Source organism: Leifsonia sp. EB34 (assembly GCF_041260585.1).
GTDB lineage: Bacteria > Actinomycetota > Actinomycetes > Actinomycetales > Microbacteriaceae > Leifsonia.
This window is the reverse complement of sequence record NZ_JBGCCV010000002.1, coordinates 534,385-549,141: the sequence shown is the minus strand read 5'-3', so window position 1 is coordinate 549,141 and position 14,757 is coordinate 534,385. Positions and strand designations below refer to the sequence as shown.

The following is a 14,757-nucleotide window of genomic DNA, read 5'->3' as shown; positions in this document are numbered from 1 at the left end:
CCAGGAGCTCTAGCTCGCGCGGCGAATGGCTGGGCGAAAAAGATAGCCGACACCCGCCAGTGCTGCGAACACGCCAGACAGGATCATCGCCCATCCGAAGAGATCTCGCGCAATGAGTGCGCCGTAGGCCAACGAGCCAAGTGCACTTCCGAGGTAGATTCCCATCCGCTGCGTGCCATTGAAGATCGTTCGCCCGGTTGCCGGCGTGTCGAGATTGGCGGCGTGGTCGAGCACGGGCATCTGCGAATAGTGAAGTCCCTGTCGACTCAGGTACCAGATGGCGTAAACGGCCGCGATGGAAGCGCCGGCGCTCAGAATCTGCAGGATGAGAGCGACAATCATGACAACTCCCGCTACCCGGAAGGGGTCGCGTCGTTTCATGAGGGGCGCCAGCACGAAAAGGCCGAAGAAGCTGGCGATCCGATCTCCGACGAGTAGCCAGCCGAGGCCTTCCTCGTCCATACCGAAGTACTCGACCGCGACGATACTCAGGAACCGTATCGCCAGGACACCGGCGCCACCGACGAACAGAGCGACCATCATCAGATGCCCAAGCCGCACACGATTCTCACGCACAAGTCGCGGCCACCCCCGGCCGCCGCGCACATCGTCTGCGAGGCCCCCAGGCTCGTCGGGCCTATCGCGCATCAGCACACGTGAGGCACCGACGCCGAGCGCCAAAAGGCCCGCAGCAACGAGCGCTGTACGCTCGAGAGCTCCGCCACCGCCCCAACGCGCGAGTGCGACACCCAGCAGGTTGCCCACAGCGGAGGCCGCCAGGAATGCGAGAAAGCCGGCGGTGAAAGTGGAGAATCGCTGCCCGTCATCCCGAATCGCTCGGCCGACGACAGAGTTGACCGCGACAAGCATGACCGCTGCACACACGCTGTTGACCGCGAAAACCACGAGGTGCGACGTAAGGCCGACCAGAAAGGGGACCAGCAGCATGGTGAGACCGAAGCCGAAGCTGCTCACCAGCATAAAACGCTGGACCCCGACTCTCGCCGCCGCCAAGCTCATGGGCATTACAGCCAAGGCCATGACGGCGAAACCGACAGAGAAGACTAGGCCTGCCCCTTCCGCGTTAACGCCCACGGAGCCGAGATACAACGGATAGAACATGTCGAACAAGCTCGTGGCCAAACCAAAGAACACCTGGCTGAGAACAAATCCGACGCGAACGCGGCGGTGGGCGAACGTCTCGGCCGGCCGCGCCGACTTGTCACGGTGCGGCATGAGCCTTCGTCGCCAGTGGCCGGTGTGACGGGTGCTCGTCGGGGAGCGCTCTGTCCACCTTCGACACCAGCACACCGTCCAACCAGAGATAGTCCAGCTCGGTTCGAACGAACGTGCACAGCGCGTCCCACGGTGTCTCGACGATCGGCTCTCCAGCGTCGTTGTATGACGTATTCAGCACAATCGGCACCCCAGTGAGGGCGCGAAAGGCCGATATCAGGGAGTGATACTCCGGGGAATCGTCGGCATTCACCGTCTGAAGACGAGCCGTTCCATCGACGTGCGTAATGCTGGGGACCGTTTCCCGGCGCTCCTGTCGCACCGAAGGGACGAGGAGCATGAACGGACTCTCACCCGAGAACTCGAACCACGCGGAGGCCTCTTCAGCCAAGGCTGACGGCGCGAAGGGCCGGAACGGTTCACGGTGCTTGACGACGTTGTTCAGATAGTCGCGCATTTCAGGGTGGCGCGCATCCGCGACAAGACTACGGTGACCAAGGGCGCGCGGGCCCATTTCAGAGCCCCCGCTGAACCAGCCGACCACGAAGTGGTCAGCCACCAAGGCTGCGACCTCCGCCGGCGCCGCCGGCCGATGGGCCAGAACGACGTCCGTGTGATCGGCGACTGCGCGGAGGGCTTCGAGCACACTGTCTCGGCTGTACGAACGTCCGAAATCGGCACCTCTCATCGGTATGGGACGGTCCTCGCCTAGGACCTCGACACTGCCGTACAGAGCGCAGCCGATCGCGACGCCCGAGTCTCCTGCCGGGCCCGGGATGAAGACATCGGTAAACGCCGACTCCTCACGAATCCGTTGGTTCGTGACGGAGTTGAGCGTGACACCGCCCGCCAGGCACAGCTTGGACAATCCAGTGACATCGTGGGCATGCGCTGCGAGATGCAGCATCGCGGATTCAAGCTCGTCCTGGACTTTTCGGGCGACATCCCGAGCGAACTGAGTCTGCCACCGAAGAGGATCCCGAACGTCGAAGTCTCGTCCTTCCGCTTCGACGATTTCCTGCCACCGACTCTCGAGCTCACGCTGAGACGATCGGATATCGAAGCCGTCGTAAGTGAGCCAGCTTCCCCATTCATCGCGCGGACTGCCGTACGGGGCCAGGCCCATCGTCTTGCCCGCCTCTGGATATCCGCCGCAGTTGAAGATGCCCCAGTCGGGTGTGCCGTATCGGGTGACAAAGCCGAGCTTGGTGGTGAAGAAGTCGTAGAACAGGCCGAGGCTGAGGTCGGAGTAGTCGCGCGGGTACGTGGTCTCTGCGACTCGCGTGAGCGAGCGGCCATTGCCGCGAAACAGGGTGTGCTTCTCGATTCGACCCGAGGCCTTGTCGCGCGCACCGGCCTGATCGACGACGAGTACGGCGGCCTCCTCGAATCCTGACGGGTAGTAGGCGACGCTGGCATGTCCCAGGTGGTGGCCAGGATGAGGCAGCGCCCGCACCTTGCCTTTGTCACGAATCGGCAGCTCACGCAGAATCCTTCCGACGGCTCCATCACCGAGGGGACGGTTGCCGATGACCAAATCGAGCTCGTCGATGCTTGCACCCGCAGCGTCGAGACAATATGCGATCGACTTCATCGGAATGGTCTTCGTGATCTTCTCGAAGTGCCCCTGCACGAGGAATCCCTCGGAATGCTTGATCCGGTCGAGGCGCTCCTCTTCGATAGCGACGACGATCTTCCCATCGCGCACCAGAGCGGCGGAACGGTCGTGGCTCAGATTGAGCCCGAGAACTAGAGACATCGGATTCGGCCTTTCTTCAATCAATGTGTTTATCAAGGGCAAGCGACCTTCTCGCTGCCTTCATGAGCGACTCTTCCAACCCGTCGAGGATCCGATAGCAGTCGTCCCGCAGGGTGAGTGCGTCCGCAGCCCGCACGAACAGGAGGCCGCCATAACCGAGGACGCCGGAGTTCGGGTGATATAGCGGCATTGGAACTCCGTGATCGAGGGACTGACCCTCGACGACCTCGACCGTGGTGCCGGGTGAGACCAGCTCGGACCAGTCGACATCCCGCGGAACGAAGGGCGGGCTGGTCTTCCACGGGTTGCCGTACGCGTCAGCGGCGATGACAGACAGGGACGCGGCCGCCCCGTTGGCGTCCGAGGACGTGAGCATCTTCTCCGCGAGGATCACCGGTCGGCGAAGCGCTGCATCCTGTTGCAAACGGATGATGTCCACCCCGTACACTTCGAGAATCTCTCGAGCCACCATGGCGCCGCCGGCTCGAGCGGCGGATTCCAGTAGGCAGACGGTACCGTCGGCTTTGAGCTTCAGTTCGGTGTGCGTAGCACAGGTGTCGAGGCCCAAGGCGTCGACGGCTCGGCGAGCGACCTCGAGGATCAGGTGTTGCTTGTGCACTGGCAGGACCGTGGGTGCGTGGTTGCTCAGCTCGACAAACACGGGGATCGTCGGCAGCCTCGCCGTGATCGCGATCGGATGGTAGATCCCTCCGACGACGAGGCCCTCGACGCTCAGGTAGTCGCCGTACCCGGGTTCGTCGTACCAGCCATCCGTCGAAGACGTGATGAGCTCTTCGAGGATGAACGCTGGGCCGCTCCATTGCCCGCTGTCAACCATCCCTGCCGATAAGGCGCTCGATTGAGCTTCGATTAGTTGGGCCCAGGCTTCCTCGACATCATCGGTGATGTCCACGACCACCTGGCTGATCGAGCCGGCGCCAAGCGCCGACTTCACGATCACGGGCCCGGGCACATCAGATCGCGCGGCTTGCAAGTCGTAGAGCGAATCGACCGCGCGGAACAAGGGATTCGGCACACCTGCGGCTTCCCAAGCCTCTCGCATGAGGAGCTTGTTGCGGGAGCGGGCCGCGCCGTCGCCTGGACCCGGCAAACCGAGCGCGGTGCACGCCTGCGCCGTGGGTACGACGCAGAACTCAGAAAAGGTGAGCACACCGTCGCTTCCGAGTCGACGGGCGACCGCGATGATCTCGTCCACGAGCGGGACGTCCTCCGCTGCGGTGTGTACGGTGCGGCACAGGCGCTGGAGGAGTTCACGCTGCCACGGCCGGGGCTCGCCGACGAGCAGAACGTCCACCAAGCTGCCGGTGACGAGTCTCGGCAGCATGTATTCGAGCGCGGATCCGCCCTTGCCATAAACCAGCAGGATCGCTTGTTGCATCACACCCTCCCTTACTTTGTGTCCGGTCGGCCACGCCGGGGCGCCCAGCGGTCCTCGAGCACCGCGATAGCGCTGTTCAACTTCATGAGGGCTTGTGACCACACGAGACTCCGATCACCGTCCAAGACGTCGCCCGCGACCTCTTCTCCTCGATTAGCGGGCAGATCATGCAGGAATACCGCGTCGTCCCATCGCGCCATGAAGTCCGCGTCGATGTGGAAGGGCCGAAAAGTCTCGCGCCAATACGGGTCCGCCTTCGTCGTGCCCGTCGTCTGCCAACGCGTCGTGTAGACAGCGTGCAGGTCGTCAGGCAATTCATCCGCCGCGGACGTCTCCCGAACGTTCGCCCCGTACTTCGAGGCCGCGTTGGAGGCCGCCTCCAGCCAGGCCGGGAGCACCCCGTAGCCCGGCGGAACGTAGAGAGTCAGTTCCGCCCCCGGCACGCGCGCCAACGCTAACGCCAACGCCGAGGCTGTGTTGTTGCCCTCACCGACATACAGCACTCGGATTCCGCGTAGTTCACCGAAGTGTGCGCGCAGTGTCGCGAGATCGCACACCGCCTGCGTCGGGTGCTCCTCAACGGCCATGGCGTTGATCACGGGAAGCCCGCTCTCGGTGGCAATGCCGCGGATCTCGCCCACGGTCCGAGTGGAGCGGATGATGATCCCGTCGAGCATCTGCCCCAGCACGCGGCCGGTGTCCGCGAAAGACTCGCCCGTGTTCGTCTGGAGGGCATCGGGCCCATACTGAAGGACGGATGCGCCCAATCGCTGAGCGGCGACACTGAATGCAGTGCGGGTACGGGTCGATGTACGCTCGAACAGCGTCGCGACACACTGCCCAGCCAAGAGCGGCGACACCGAGGCCGGTTGTCCGTCAACCTCGACCGCGCGATCTACGATCGTAGTCAGCTCGGCGGACGTCAGATCCGAGATGCTGACCAAGCTCTTCTTGAGAGCGTCCGTTCCGGCCACTAGAGAGTCACCCACTCGCCCATTCCTTTCTCGCGCGCCACGCGGCGGACCGCATCGAATAGTCCGACATCGAGGATGCTCATGCCGAATGGATTCAAAACCGCATAGTCACCGACATCGCGATACCGATCGCGCCCCGAGAGCAGCCCTCCGAGCGTCATCATGCGCGGGCCATCCGTCGACTCGTCCACGGGGTGGACCCGGCCGTCTGCGAGTAGGCGGCCAAGCGGGCGGCGGGGGTTCTCCCGGATTAGGTCGAGGTCATCGCAGACGATCGTGCCAGCCTCGAGAAGGGCTTCATCCGTCAAGTCCCCGAGCGACACGTTGGCGATGAGACTTCCCCGTGGAAGCCACGATCGAGCCACATATCCCTCGTCCGCTGTGGTCAGAAGCAGCGTGACCGTACCTTCCTCGATCGCCTCCCGCGCAGAGGCAGCGGCAGCTACAGAGAGCGCTGGACGCCAACCTCGAACCACTGACGCGAGCGAATTCGCTCGCGAAGGGTCCGCGTCGTACAGTGTTACGCCCGAGATGGAGGGGTGCCGGTCGAGCAACAACGCAAGATGCATGCGCGCTTGGGAGCCGCACCCGACGACGCTGAGCCGTTTGAACTCGCTCCGATTCATCGCCAGAATGCCCAACGCCGTCACCGAGGCCGTCCGCACTCCGCTGAGCACCGCTGCTTCCATGACCGTGTCGACACGGGCTGTCAGAGGGTCAAAGGTGAAGCCGATGCCGGCGGCGCGTGCCAGCCCTCTGCTGGGATTGCTGATGCTGGCGTTTATCAGCTTCATCCCATGTACGGTGCTGCCGTCGAAGCGAGTCACCGAGCCAGGCATGGCGATCGATCGCGAGTACGCACCCAGCGTGTTAGTCCACGCGAGGTAGCCCTCGCCTGGCAGGGTGCACTGCCCAGCGTCGTGTTGCTCGAGTACCTCGCGCACCACCCCGACCGGGTCGATGAACCCGAGGCTGGTGATCACGTCCGCGCGGCGCAGAAGCAGGACTCGGGAGTCGTGAGTGTCCGCAGGTACTGCGTTCGCCAGCCAATCGTCCGCCGAGTTCCGTACGGCAATCGGAGACCCGGTCACAGGATCAGTCCCTCGGCTTGAAAGGCATCGCGACCTTCCACCAGGTCCACCACACCCACTTCTCGGAACAACCGCACGGACGCACGAGCTTGCTGTCGAGCCAGTTCTCGCATCGAATCGGGGCGATACACATCCGCTATCACGTCTTCCACCTGGTCGCGGGAGAGGCCGGCAGCGTGAAGATTCCTTCGGACAGGATCGAGATCAGGTATCAGGCTCTGGGTGATGAGTCGCGGGAGAGCCGATGCGGTGGCCACGCGGTCCGCCGACGACAGACCTGACCAGAGTTGCTTGAAGTAGCCCGCGAAGAAAGCGTGGTGTCGCCCCTCGTCACGCGCATGATCGGCCACCGTCTCCCGCACCAGTCGCACGACATCACGGTCCCTCGGCACATCGTTGAGGATTGCTGTCACCAACGTCTCGAACACCACGACCTGGAGCATCTGCGAGAGCGGACGACGATCGCCCATCGCATCGCCCGCGATTCGGTCGAGTTGATCGAGGAACGGCTGGAAGTCGTAATCGATGGACTGCGTACCGGACGCGGCCTCCAGTTGGCGGATCACGTCGTAGGAGTAGAGCGAGTGGTAAGCCTCGTCGCAGTAGATCTTGTACGCGTCGAACCGCGTCTGCGGCGTAACCGGGATACCCATGCGATCGTTCGCAAGGCGTTCGGTGGCCCTGTTGACCACCCGCGTCTCGAATTGCGCTGTGAATGCGAAGTACTGGAAAGTGTGCCGTGCGACCAACTGCGCCCTCGCCTGCGGGCCCAGAGACACGACGAGCGGATGGTCAAGATACGGAATAAGACGAAGCGGGAAAAGCGTGCTGCCATCTTCCAACTCATCGTGAAGCACGCGCCGCGGATCCCGCCGCACGCCCGCCTTCTCGTGCCACCCTTCGAGCGGCGTCATCTCTCGTCCTCCCAATCGACTCGGAGAACCTCCGCGTGAGGCAGAACGAGATCGATCCCTTCGCGTGCTCGCCACGTTTCGGAGTACACGGTGTCGAGGTAGTTCGATGCTCCGTCCGGACAGACACAGGTCACTTCGTCCGCCTCACCCTGAGCAAGCATGTCCAGCGCTGCCACGATCAAGGCACCCGAGCTCGCGCCAACACCGATCCCGGAGCGTTCGACAAGCCAGAGGCACGCCGACAATGCGGCGATGGAATCGACAAGCCGAGTAGGGCCGTCTTCGGCAGAGATGAAACTCGAGGCGCGGCTTGATCCGATCCCAGGGAGGATTCTGCGTCCGGACTCGTGTCGAAGCGCTCGCGAGCCGAACACGTCCACCCCGACGACCGACCACGAGGTTTCACGCGCTGCATACGCTCGGAGACCGGCCAACGTTCCTCCCGTCGACACGGGCACGGCGACGAATCCATCACGGCCGATCTGCTCGGCGAGTTCTGGGCCCGTGCTGCGCTCGTGTGCGAGCGGGTTCGCAGGGTTCTCGTATTGATTCGTCCAGACGAGCCTGGGATCAGCCTCTACTGCAGCTCGAACCGCTTGCAGCCTCGAGAGCAGATATCCACCCTCCCCATCGGGCTCTCTGACCAGGTGAATTCGGGCACCGAACCTCCTCATTGCATGGATGGCGGGTCGCGGAGTACGCGGGTCGATGACCGCCGTGAAGGGAACCCTGTGAGCTTCCGCGATCGCTGCGAGTGCGACCCCGAGATTGCCAGAGGTCGACTCTATGAACCCGACGTCCGTGTCCAGGGACTCTTTCACCGAGTCGAAGAGACTTTCCGCGGCACGATCTTTGATGGATCCGCACGGGTTGAACGACTCGAGCTTGAGCCGCAACCGGACCTCGCGCCCCCGCAGGGCCAACGTCAGCGTGACAACAGGCGTGGCACCGAGGAGCAAACGGGAGTAGCGAACAGGGCGAGCAAGCTGAACGGGATTATCCGAGGCCATGAACTTCCCCACTTCGTCTATCGGTTGGGCGTTCGACCATCATAGCCACAATGCTCAGGTTTAAGCACTTACATTTGGAACCTATACATGCATTTTTTACTTTACGTCGCGACCGCCTTCTTTTCGGGAGGGAGGCCGTCGCTGGGCACACGACGGCATGGCCCTGTAGCGACCACGACGCAGTCGCCCCCGGGTCGCAGCAACCGAAACCGGCGTGAGAACCAAGGCGCGAGCGGATCAACGGGCTCTTCGCTGAAATCTCCAGGCGGTGGATCTGCAAAAAGGCGATGGACACATACCCGATCAGACGGGCGTGTTCGCATGGTCCAGAGGACGGCGTACCGCGCAGCAGCGCTAACCCCGCCGCGCCTCCAGCGCCGCCTGGTACAGCTCCCGCCGCGACAGCCCGGTCGCCTCCGCGACCTCCGCCGCCGCGTCCTTCAGCCGCGCCCCGTCGCCGACGAGCGCGAGCACCTGCTCGAGCGCGGTGGCCGGGTCGGCCTCCCGGGCGGGCGCCCCGGCGACCACCACGACGATCTCGCCGCGGACGCCCTCCGCCGCCCACTCGGCCAGCTCTTGCAGCGTCCCGCGCCGGGTCTCCTCGTGCAGCTTCGTCAGCTCCCGGCACACCACCGCGCGGCGGTCCGCCCCGAACACCGACGCCAGGTCGGCGAGGGAGGTCGCGAGCCGGTTCGGCGACTCGAAGAAGACCATCGTGCGCTGTTCGGCGCCGAGCGCCCGCAGAGAGGACGTGCGCTCGCCGTGCTTGCGCGGCAGGAAGCCCTCGAACGTGAACCGGTCGGTCGGCAGGCCGGACACGGCGAGCGCCGACAGCACCGCGCTCGGGCCGGGCACCACCGTCACGCCGACACCCGCGGCTGCGGCGGCCTCCACGAGCGGGAAGCCGGGGTCGGAGACCGTGGGCATCCCGGCGTCGGAGAGCACCACCACGTCCTGGTCGCGGGCGAGCTCCACCAGCTCGGCGGCGCGGTCGCGCTCGTTGTGCTCGTGCAGGGCGATCAGTCGCGGCCGGTTCTGGACGCCGAGGCCCGCGAGGAGCCGCTGTGTGACGCGGGTGTCCTCGGCGGCGACGACGGTCGCCGAGCCGAGCAGCTCGACCAGTCGGGCGGAGGCGTCGCCCAGGTTTCCGATCGGCGTCGCGGCGAGGATGATCATGGGTCCAGTCTGTCAGGATGTCCTGGTGACCTCCCCCTCACCCCTCGCGGGCGACACTGCGGCAGCAGCCGCGGACGCCCACCCGGCCGCGCACGTCGCGTCGCCGCGCACCGGCAGCCGGCTGGACGACTGGTGGGCGCGCGTGCTGCGGACGCCGCTGCGGCAGACGCTCTGGTACTGGGGCGCGCCGATCGGGGTCACGCTGCTCGCCGCGATCCTGCGACTGTGGGACCTCGGCTCCCCGCACGTGCTCGTCTTCGACGAGACCTTCTACGTCAAGGACGCCTGGAGCCTGTTCCACCTCGGCTACGAGGGGAGCTGGCCCGACAAGGCCGACCAGTCGTTCGCGGCGGGGAACACGAACATCTTCGAGTCCTCCCCGTCGTTCGTCGCGCATCCGCCGCTCGGGAAGTGGATCATCGCGCTCGGGATGGCGGCGACCGGCGCAGGCAACTCGTTCGGCTGGCGGCTGTCGACCGCGGTCGTCGGCATCCTGGCCGTGCTGATCGTGTTCCTCATCGCCCGTGCACTGTTCTCCTCCACGATCGTCGCCACGATCGCGGGCTTCCTGTTCGCGATCGACGGGCACGCCATCGTGATGAGCCGCGTCGCGCTGCTGGACGACATCGTGATGTTCTTCGCTCTGCTCGCGTTCGGCTGCATCCTGCTGGACCGTCGCTGGCACGCCAACCGGCTCGCCGCGAAGCTCCTCGCCGCGCGGAGGGCGGGACGCGACCCCTCCTGGGGGCCGGTGCTCTGGTGGCGGCCGTGGCTGATCGCCGCGGGCGTCCTCACCGGCCTGTGCGCGGGCGTGAAGTGGAGCGGCTTCTACTTCCTCGCGTTCTTCGCCGTGTACGTCGTCATCGTGGACATCGTCGCCCGGCGCCGGGAGGGCGTCCCCTTCTACGTCACCGGCGGCCTGCTCAAGCAGGCGCCCGCGACCTTCGTGCTGATGGTCCCGGTCGCGCTCCTCTCCTACATCGCCACCTGGACCGGCTGGCTGGTGACGAGCGGCGGCTACTACCGCCACTGGGCGCAGTCGCTGCACATGCAGTGGACCGGCGGGCTCTCCTGGGTGCCGCTCTGGTTCCAGAACCTCTGGCACTACCAGACGGAGATGTACAACTACAGCATCAACCTGCACGTGCCGCACCCGTACCAGTCCAACCCGCTGACCTGGCTGTTCATGATCCGGCCGACGAGCATGTACTACACCGGCGACCCGTACGGGCAGGCCGGCTGCACGGCGCCGGGAGGCTGCTCGGCGGCGATCACCTCCCTCGGCAACCCGATCATCTGGTGGGCGGCCGCCGCCGCGGTCTTCTACCTGGTCTACCGGCTCGCCCGCTACCGCGAGTGGCAGGTCGGCCTCATCCTCACCGGACTCGCGGCCGGCTACCTGCCGTGGCTGCTCTACATCAACCGCACGATCTTCCAGTTCTACGCGATCGCCTTCGAGCCGTACCTGATCCTCGCGCTCACGGCCGTCATCGCGCTCGTGCTCGGCAAACGCACCGACCCGGAGCGGCGCCGCCGCCGCGGGATCGCTTGGACGGCGGTGTTCCTCGGCCTCGCGACGGTCGTCTCGGCGTTCTTCTGGCCGATCTGGACGGCGCAGCAGGTGCCGTTCTGGTTCTGGCAGATCCACATGTGGCTGCCGAGCTGGGTCTGAGCCGCGCCGTCCACCGCCGCCGAAGAGACCTCTTCCCCTGTCGGCCCCGGGTGGTAGACCGTGGAGTATGGATGCCGAACAGCCGCTGAACCTCGTCCCCCTCCCCGGAAGCGAACGCCCCGAACGCGCGGGCTTCCAGGCCCACGGAGCCCTCCCCGCCGACACGCCCGTCGAGGCGACGCTGGTCCTGCGCCGCCGGGCACCGCTCCCCGACGACGCCTTCACGTCGCACCTGACGACGCAGGAGCTCGGCGAGCGCTACGGCGCCTCGCCGGAGGACCTCCAGCTCGTCACATCCACCCTCAAACGCCTCGGCGTGACCATCGACGAGGAGAACGCCGCCGAGCGCCGCGTGCGGGTGTCCGGTCCGGTCGCGGTCCTCGCGCGCGTGTTCGGCACCGACCTCGCCGCGTCCCGGCCGGCCGACGCCGCGGAGGACGCCCCGAGCTACCGGCAGCGCTCCGGCGGCCTGAGCATCCCGGCGGAGCTCGACGGGGTCGTGACCGCGGTGCTCGGCCTCGACGACCGCCCGCAGGCGCGCGCCCAGTTCCGGTTCACCCCGGCCGCAGCGGTGAGCACCAGCTACACCCCGCCCCAGCTCGGCAAGGTCTACGACTTCCCCGCGGGCACGGACGGCAGCGGCCAGACCATCGCCATCATCGAGCTCGGCGGCGGCTACGTGCAGTCCGACCTCGACGCCTACTTCGCCGGCCTCGGCATCCCGTCGCCGTCGGTGACCGCCGTGGGCGTGGACGGCGCCTCGAACGTCCCGGGCCAGGATCCCAATGGAGCGGACGGGGAGGTCATGCTCGACATCGAGGTGGCCGGGGCCCTCGCCCCCGGCGCGGCGTTGCTCGTCTACTTCGCGCCCAACACCGACGCGGGCTTCCTGGACGCCGTGAACACCGCCGCGCACGCCACGCCCACCCCCGCCGTGATCAGCATCAGTTGGGGCCAGTCGGAGGACCAGTGGACCGCGCAGGCGCGCAACGCCTTCGACCAGGCCCTCCAGGACGCCGCCGCCCTCGGCGTGACCACGACCGTGGCGGCCGGCGACGACGGCAGCACCGACCGGGTCAGCGACGGCAAGGCGCACGTCGACTTCCCGGCCTCCTCCCCGCACGCCCTCGCCTGCGGCGGCACCCGCCTCGAGGCGAACACCACCACCGGCGCCGTGCAGTCGGAGACGGTCTGGAACAATGGCGCCGGCAACGGCGCGACCGGCGGCGGCGTCAGCGCAGTGTTCGCACTGCCGACGTGGCAGAAGAACGTCGGAGTGCCGTCGGGCCCCGGCGGGACGGACGCGGGAGGCGCCGCCAACGGCCCCGGGGGCCGCGGAGTCCCCGACGTCTCGGCCGTCGCCGACCCCCAGACCGGCTACCAGGTGCGCGTCGACGGCAAGGACATGGTCATCGGCGGCACCAGCGCGGTCGCGCCGCTGTGGGCCGCGCTCATCGCCCGACTGGCGCAGTCCGCCGGGTCGCGCTTCGGGCTGGTGCAGCCGAAACTGTACGACTCCATCCGCGCGGGCCAGGTCGCCGCGGGATTCCGGGACATCACGTCGGGGAACAACGGGGCGTACGCCGCTGGGAGCGGCTGGGACGCGTGCACCGGCCTCGGCGTGCCGGACGGGACGCAGCTGAAGTCGGTGCTCTGAGCACGCCGCCCGGACCGGGGTCGCGACTCGCCGTTATGCGACCGCGGCCCCGGCCGCCGGCACGACGACGAGGGTTCGCAACACGCCGTTATGCGCGCGGGGTAACGGCGTGTTGCGACCCCTGAGGGCACCGCGCGCGCACCGCGACCATGGCGCCGAGAGCCACTGCAGCGACGCGGGGACACAACACGCCGCCATGCGCGTCGGATAGCAGCGTGTTGCGACCCGTGGAGCGTCAGCCGGGCGCACCGGGGGCGGCGCAGCCCGGCCGGCGTCGGGGCGCAGTGTGCGTTGACGCAAGAATGGGTGGGTGACCTCACCCGCGACTCCGCCCCCACCGTCACGCGCCCGCTCGTCCCTCGCGTGGCTGCCGGGCGTGGCCGTCGCCGCCCTCGCCGCGGCCGCTGCCTGGGGCATCCACTGGCTCGTGCCGGCGGTGCCGTTGCTCACGGCGGCGGTCGTGCTCGGCATCGTCGTCGGGCAGCTCACGGCCGCGCGCGGCGCACTCGGCGGGGTGCTGGCACCGGGGCTCACGGTGAGCGCGAAGCGGCTGATGCGGATCGGCGTCGTGCTGCTCGGCCTCAAGCTCAGCCTCGGCGACATCGCCGGGCTCGGCTGGGTCGCCATCCTGACCACCGTCGGGATCGTGGCGTTCAGTTTCGCCGGGACCTTCCTGATCGGCCGGCTCTTCCGCCTCCCCGGCCATCAGCCGTTGCTGATCGCGACCGGTTTCTCGATCTGCGGGGCGTCCGCGATCGGTGCGATGAGCGGTGTGGTGAAGCCGAAGGACGAGGAGGCCGCCACCCCGGTCGCGCTGGTGACTCTCTGCGGGACCCTCGCGATCTTCGTGCTCCCGCTGCTCTGGCATCCGCTCGGCCTCTCGAACGTGCAGTTCGGCCACTGGGTCGGCGGCGGCGTCCACGACGTCGGCCAGGTGGTCGCGACCGCGCAGATCGCCGGCCCGGCCGCGCTGGCGGTGGCGATCGTCGTCAAGCTCACCCGCGTGCTCATGCTCGCACCGACCGTCGCGATCGCGGCGATCGTCGAGCGCCGCCGGCAGGTGGAGGGCGACCCGAGCGTGAAGCGCCCGCCGGTCATCCCGCTGTTCGTCGCGGGCTTCATCCTGGCTGTGCTGATCCGCTCGTTCGTGCCCCTCCCGGCCGCCGTGACCGACGGCGCCGACACACTGCAGACGATCCTGCTCGCGATGGCCCTCTTCGGTCTCGGAACCGCAGTCCGGCTGCGCACCCTCGTCGGCACGGGCTGGCGGGCGCTCGCCACCGGGCTGCTCTCGTGGGCGCTGATCGCCGTGCTGGCACTCGGGGCGGTGTGGGTGTCGGCCGCCTGAGCGGCGAGAATCGCCCGGTTTGCGGTCGCCACGACGATGACGTCTCGCCCTAGTGCACGAGTTTCAGCCCCACGACGCAGCCGACCAGGCCGAGGATGAGCAGGAGCTTCACGGCCGAGAAGCCGTCGCCCCCGAAGGCCATTCCGTAGAGCACGGTGAGGGCCGCGCCGATCCCGACCCAGACCGCATAGGCCGTGCCGGTGGGGATCTCGCGCATCGCGTACGCGAGTCCGCCCATCGAGGCGAGCAGGGCGGCGACGAACACGACGGTCGGCCAGGGGCGGGTGAATCCGGCCGACTTTCCGAGGGCCGTCGCCCAGACGGCTTCGAGCACGCCGGAGAGGATGAGGACAAGCCACGACACGATGACGACTCCTTGGCCAGTCTTGTCGCGTGCCGGGTACTGAACCGTCGTCCGGGATCGCGGTCAGGCGATCTCCGTCCAGCCTAAGGGCGCGGGCTGTGCAGGCGCCGTGCACGCGCAGCGGGGTGTGCAGCCGCCGTGCACGCGCAGCGGGCCG

The 14,757-nt window shown here is 67.1% G+C and carries 12 protein-coding genes and 1 riboswitch; of the genes, 3 read left to right on the top strand and 9 right to left on the bottom strand.

Annotated features, from left to right (window positions below; genetic code table 11):
* Positions 1-9: 9 nt before the first annotated feature.
* From ABIA36_RS12100 to rsmI, 8 genes are all read right to left on the bottom strand, one after another.
* Complete coding sequence (locus ABIA36_RS12100; protein WP_369962643.1) at positions 10-1,236, bottom strand: sugar MFS transporter; 1,227 nt, start codon at positions 1,234-1,236, stop codon at positions 10-12.
* Positions 1,223-2,995, bottom strand: a complete 1,773-nt coding sequence (locus tag ABIA36_RS12095; RefSeq protein WP_369962642.1) for a carbamoyltransferase — start codon at positions 2,993-2,995, stop codon at positions 1,223-1,225. The genes ABIA36_RS12100 and ABIA36_RS12095 overlap by 14 nt, the downstream gene beginning before the upstream one ends.
* 16 nt (positions 2,996-3,011) lie before the next feature.
* On the bottom strand, positions 3,012-4,394 hold the full coding sequence (locus tag ABIA36_RS12090) for an acetyl-CoA carboxylase biotin carboxylase subunit family protein (protein WP_369962641.1): 1,383 nt from the start codon (positions 4,392-4,394) through the stop codon (positions 3,012-3,014).
* 11 nt (positions 4,395-4,405) lie between these two features.
* Complete coding sequence (locus ABIA36_RS12085; RefSeq protein WP_369962639.1) at positions 4,406-5,368, bottom strand: ornithine carbamoyltransferase; 963 nt, start codon at positions 5,366-5,368, stop codon at positions 4,406-4,408.
* The gene (locus ABIA36_RS12080; protein ID WP_369962638.1) at positions 5,368-6,351 is read right to left on the bottom strand and encodes a hypothetical protein; all 984 of its coding nucleotides are present in this window, start codon (positions 6,349-6,351) and stop codon (positions 5,368-5,370) included. The genes ABIA36_RS12085 and ABIA36_RS12080 overlap by 1 nt, the downstream gene beginning before the upstream one ends.
* A 104-nt stretch (positions 6,352-6,455) precedes the next feature.
* Positions 6,456-7,373, bottom strand: a complete 918-nt coding sequence (locus ABIA36_RS12075; protein ID WP_369962637.1) for a diiron oxygenase — start codon at positions 7,371-7,373, stop codon at positions 6,456-6,458.
* Entirely contained in the window at positions 7,370-8,395 is a 1,026-nt protein-coding gene (locus ABIA36_RS12070; protein WP_369962635.1) for a pyridoxal-phosphate dependent enzyme, read from the bottom strand. Before ABIA36_RS12070 ends, ABIA36_RS12075 begins: the two co-directional genes overlap by 4 nt.
* 342 nt (positions 8,396-8,737) lie before the next feature.
* Positions 8,738-9,559, bottom strand: coding sequence for a 16S rRNA (cytidine(1402)-2'-O)-methyltransferase (gene rsmI / locus ABIA36_RS12065; RefSeq protein WP_369962634.1), 822 nt, complete (start codon positions 9,557-9,559; stop codon positions 8,738-8,740).
* Between the two features lie 25 nt (positions 9,560-9,584).
* Here rsmI and ABIA36_RS12060 point away from each other — a divergent pair, with 25 nt between their 5' ends.
* The 3 genes from ABIA36_RS12060 to ABIA36_RS12050 all read left to right on the top strand — a co-directional run bounded on the left by ABIA36_RS12060 (position 9,585) and on the right by ABIA36_RS12050 (position 14,236).
* Positions 9,585-11,231: a dolichyl-phosphate-mannose--protein mannosyltransferase gene (locus ABIA36_RS12060; RefSeq protein WP_369962633.1), complete on the top strand. Its 1,647-nt coding sequence runs from the start codon at positions 9,585-9,587 to the stop codon at positions 11,229-11,231.
* A gap of 67 nt (positions 11,232-11,298) precedes the next feature.
* The gene (locus ABIA36_RS12055; protein ID WP_369962632.1) at positions 11,299-12,888 is read left to right on the top strand and encodes a protease pro-enzyme activation domain-containing protein; all 1,590 of its coding nucleotides are present in this window, start codon (positions 11,299-11,301) and stop codon (positions 12,886-12,888) included.
* A 310-nt stretch (positions 12,889-13,198) separates the two neighbouring features.
* A complete protein-coding gene (locus tag ABIA36_RS12050) occupies positions 13,199-14,236 on the top strand; it encodes a YeiH family protein (protein WP_369962631.1) in 1,038 nt (345 codons plus the stop codon).
* A 49-nt stretch (positions 14,237-14,285) separates the two neighbouring features.
* Here ABIA36_RS12050 and ABIA36_RS12045 read toward each other — a convergent pair whose 3' ends face one another.
* Positions 14,286-14,600 (bottom strand): multidrug efflux SMR transporter, encoded by a 315-nt coding sequence (locus tag ABIA36_RS12045; protein WP_369962630.1) that lies wholly within the window; start codon positions 14,598-14,600, stop codon positions 14,286-14,288.
* 11 nt (positions 14,601-14,611) lie between these two features.
* Positions 14,612-14,676, bottom strand: a riboswitch (guanidine-III (ykkC-III) riboswitch).
* Positions 14,677-14,757: the final 81 nt, after the last annotated feature.

Excerpts from the sequence above, each read along its gene's own strand:
- rsmI (WP_369962634.1), bottom strand. The coding sequence starts at position 9,559 with ATGATCATCCTCGCCGCGACGCCGATCGGAAACCTGGGCGACGCCTCC.
- ABIA36_RS12100 (WP_369962643.1), bottom strand. The coding sequence starts at position 1,236 with ATGCCGCACCGTGACAAGTCGGCGCGGCCGGCCGAGACGTTCGCCCAC.
- ABIA36_RS12055 (WP_369962632.1), top strand. The coding sequence starts at position 11,299 with ATGGATGCCGAACAGCCGCTGAACCTCGTCCCCCTCCCCGGAAGCGAA.
- ABIA36_RS12075 (WP_369962637.1), bottom strand. The coding sequence starts at position 7,373 with ATGACGCCGCTCGAAGGGTGGCACGAGAAGGCGGGCGTGCGGCGGGAT.
- ABIA36_RS12095 (WP_369962642.1), bottom strand. The coding sequence starts at position 2,995 with ATGTCTCTAGTTCTCGGGCTCAATCTGAGCCACGACCGTTCCGCCGCT.
- ABIA36_RS12090 (WP_369962641.1), bottom strand. The coding sequence starts at position 4,394 with ATGCAACAAGCGATCCTGCTGGTTTATGGCAAGGGCGGATCCGCGCTC.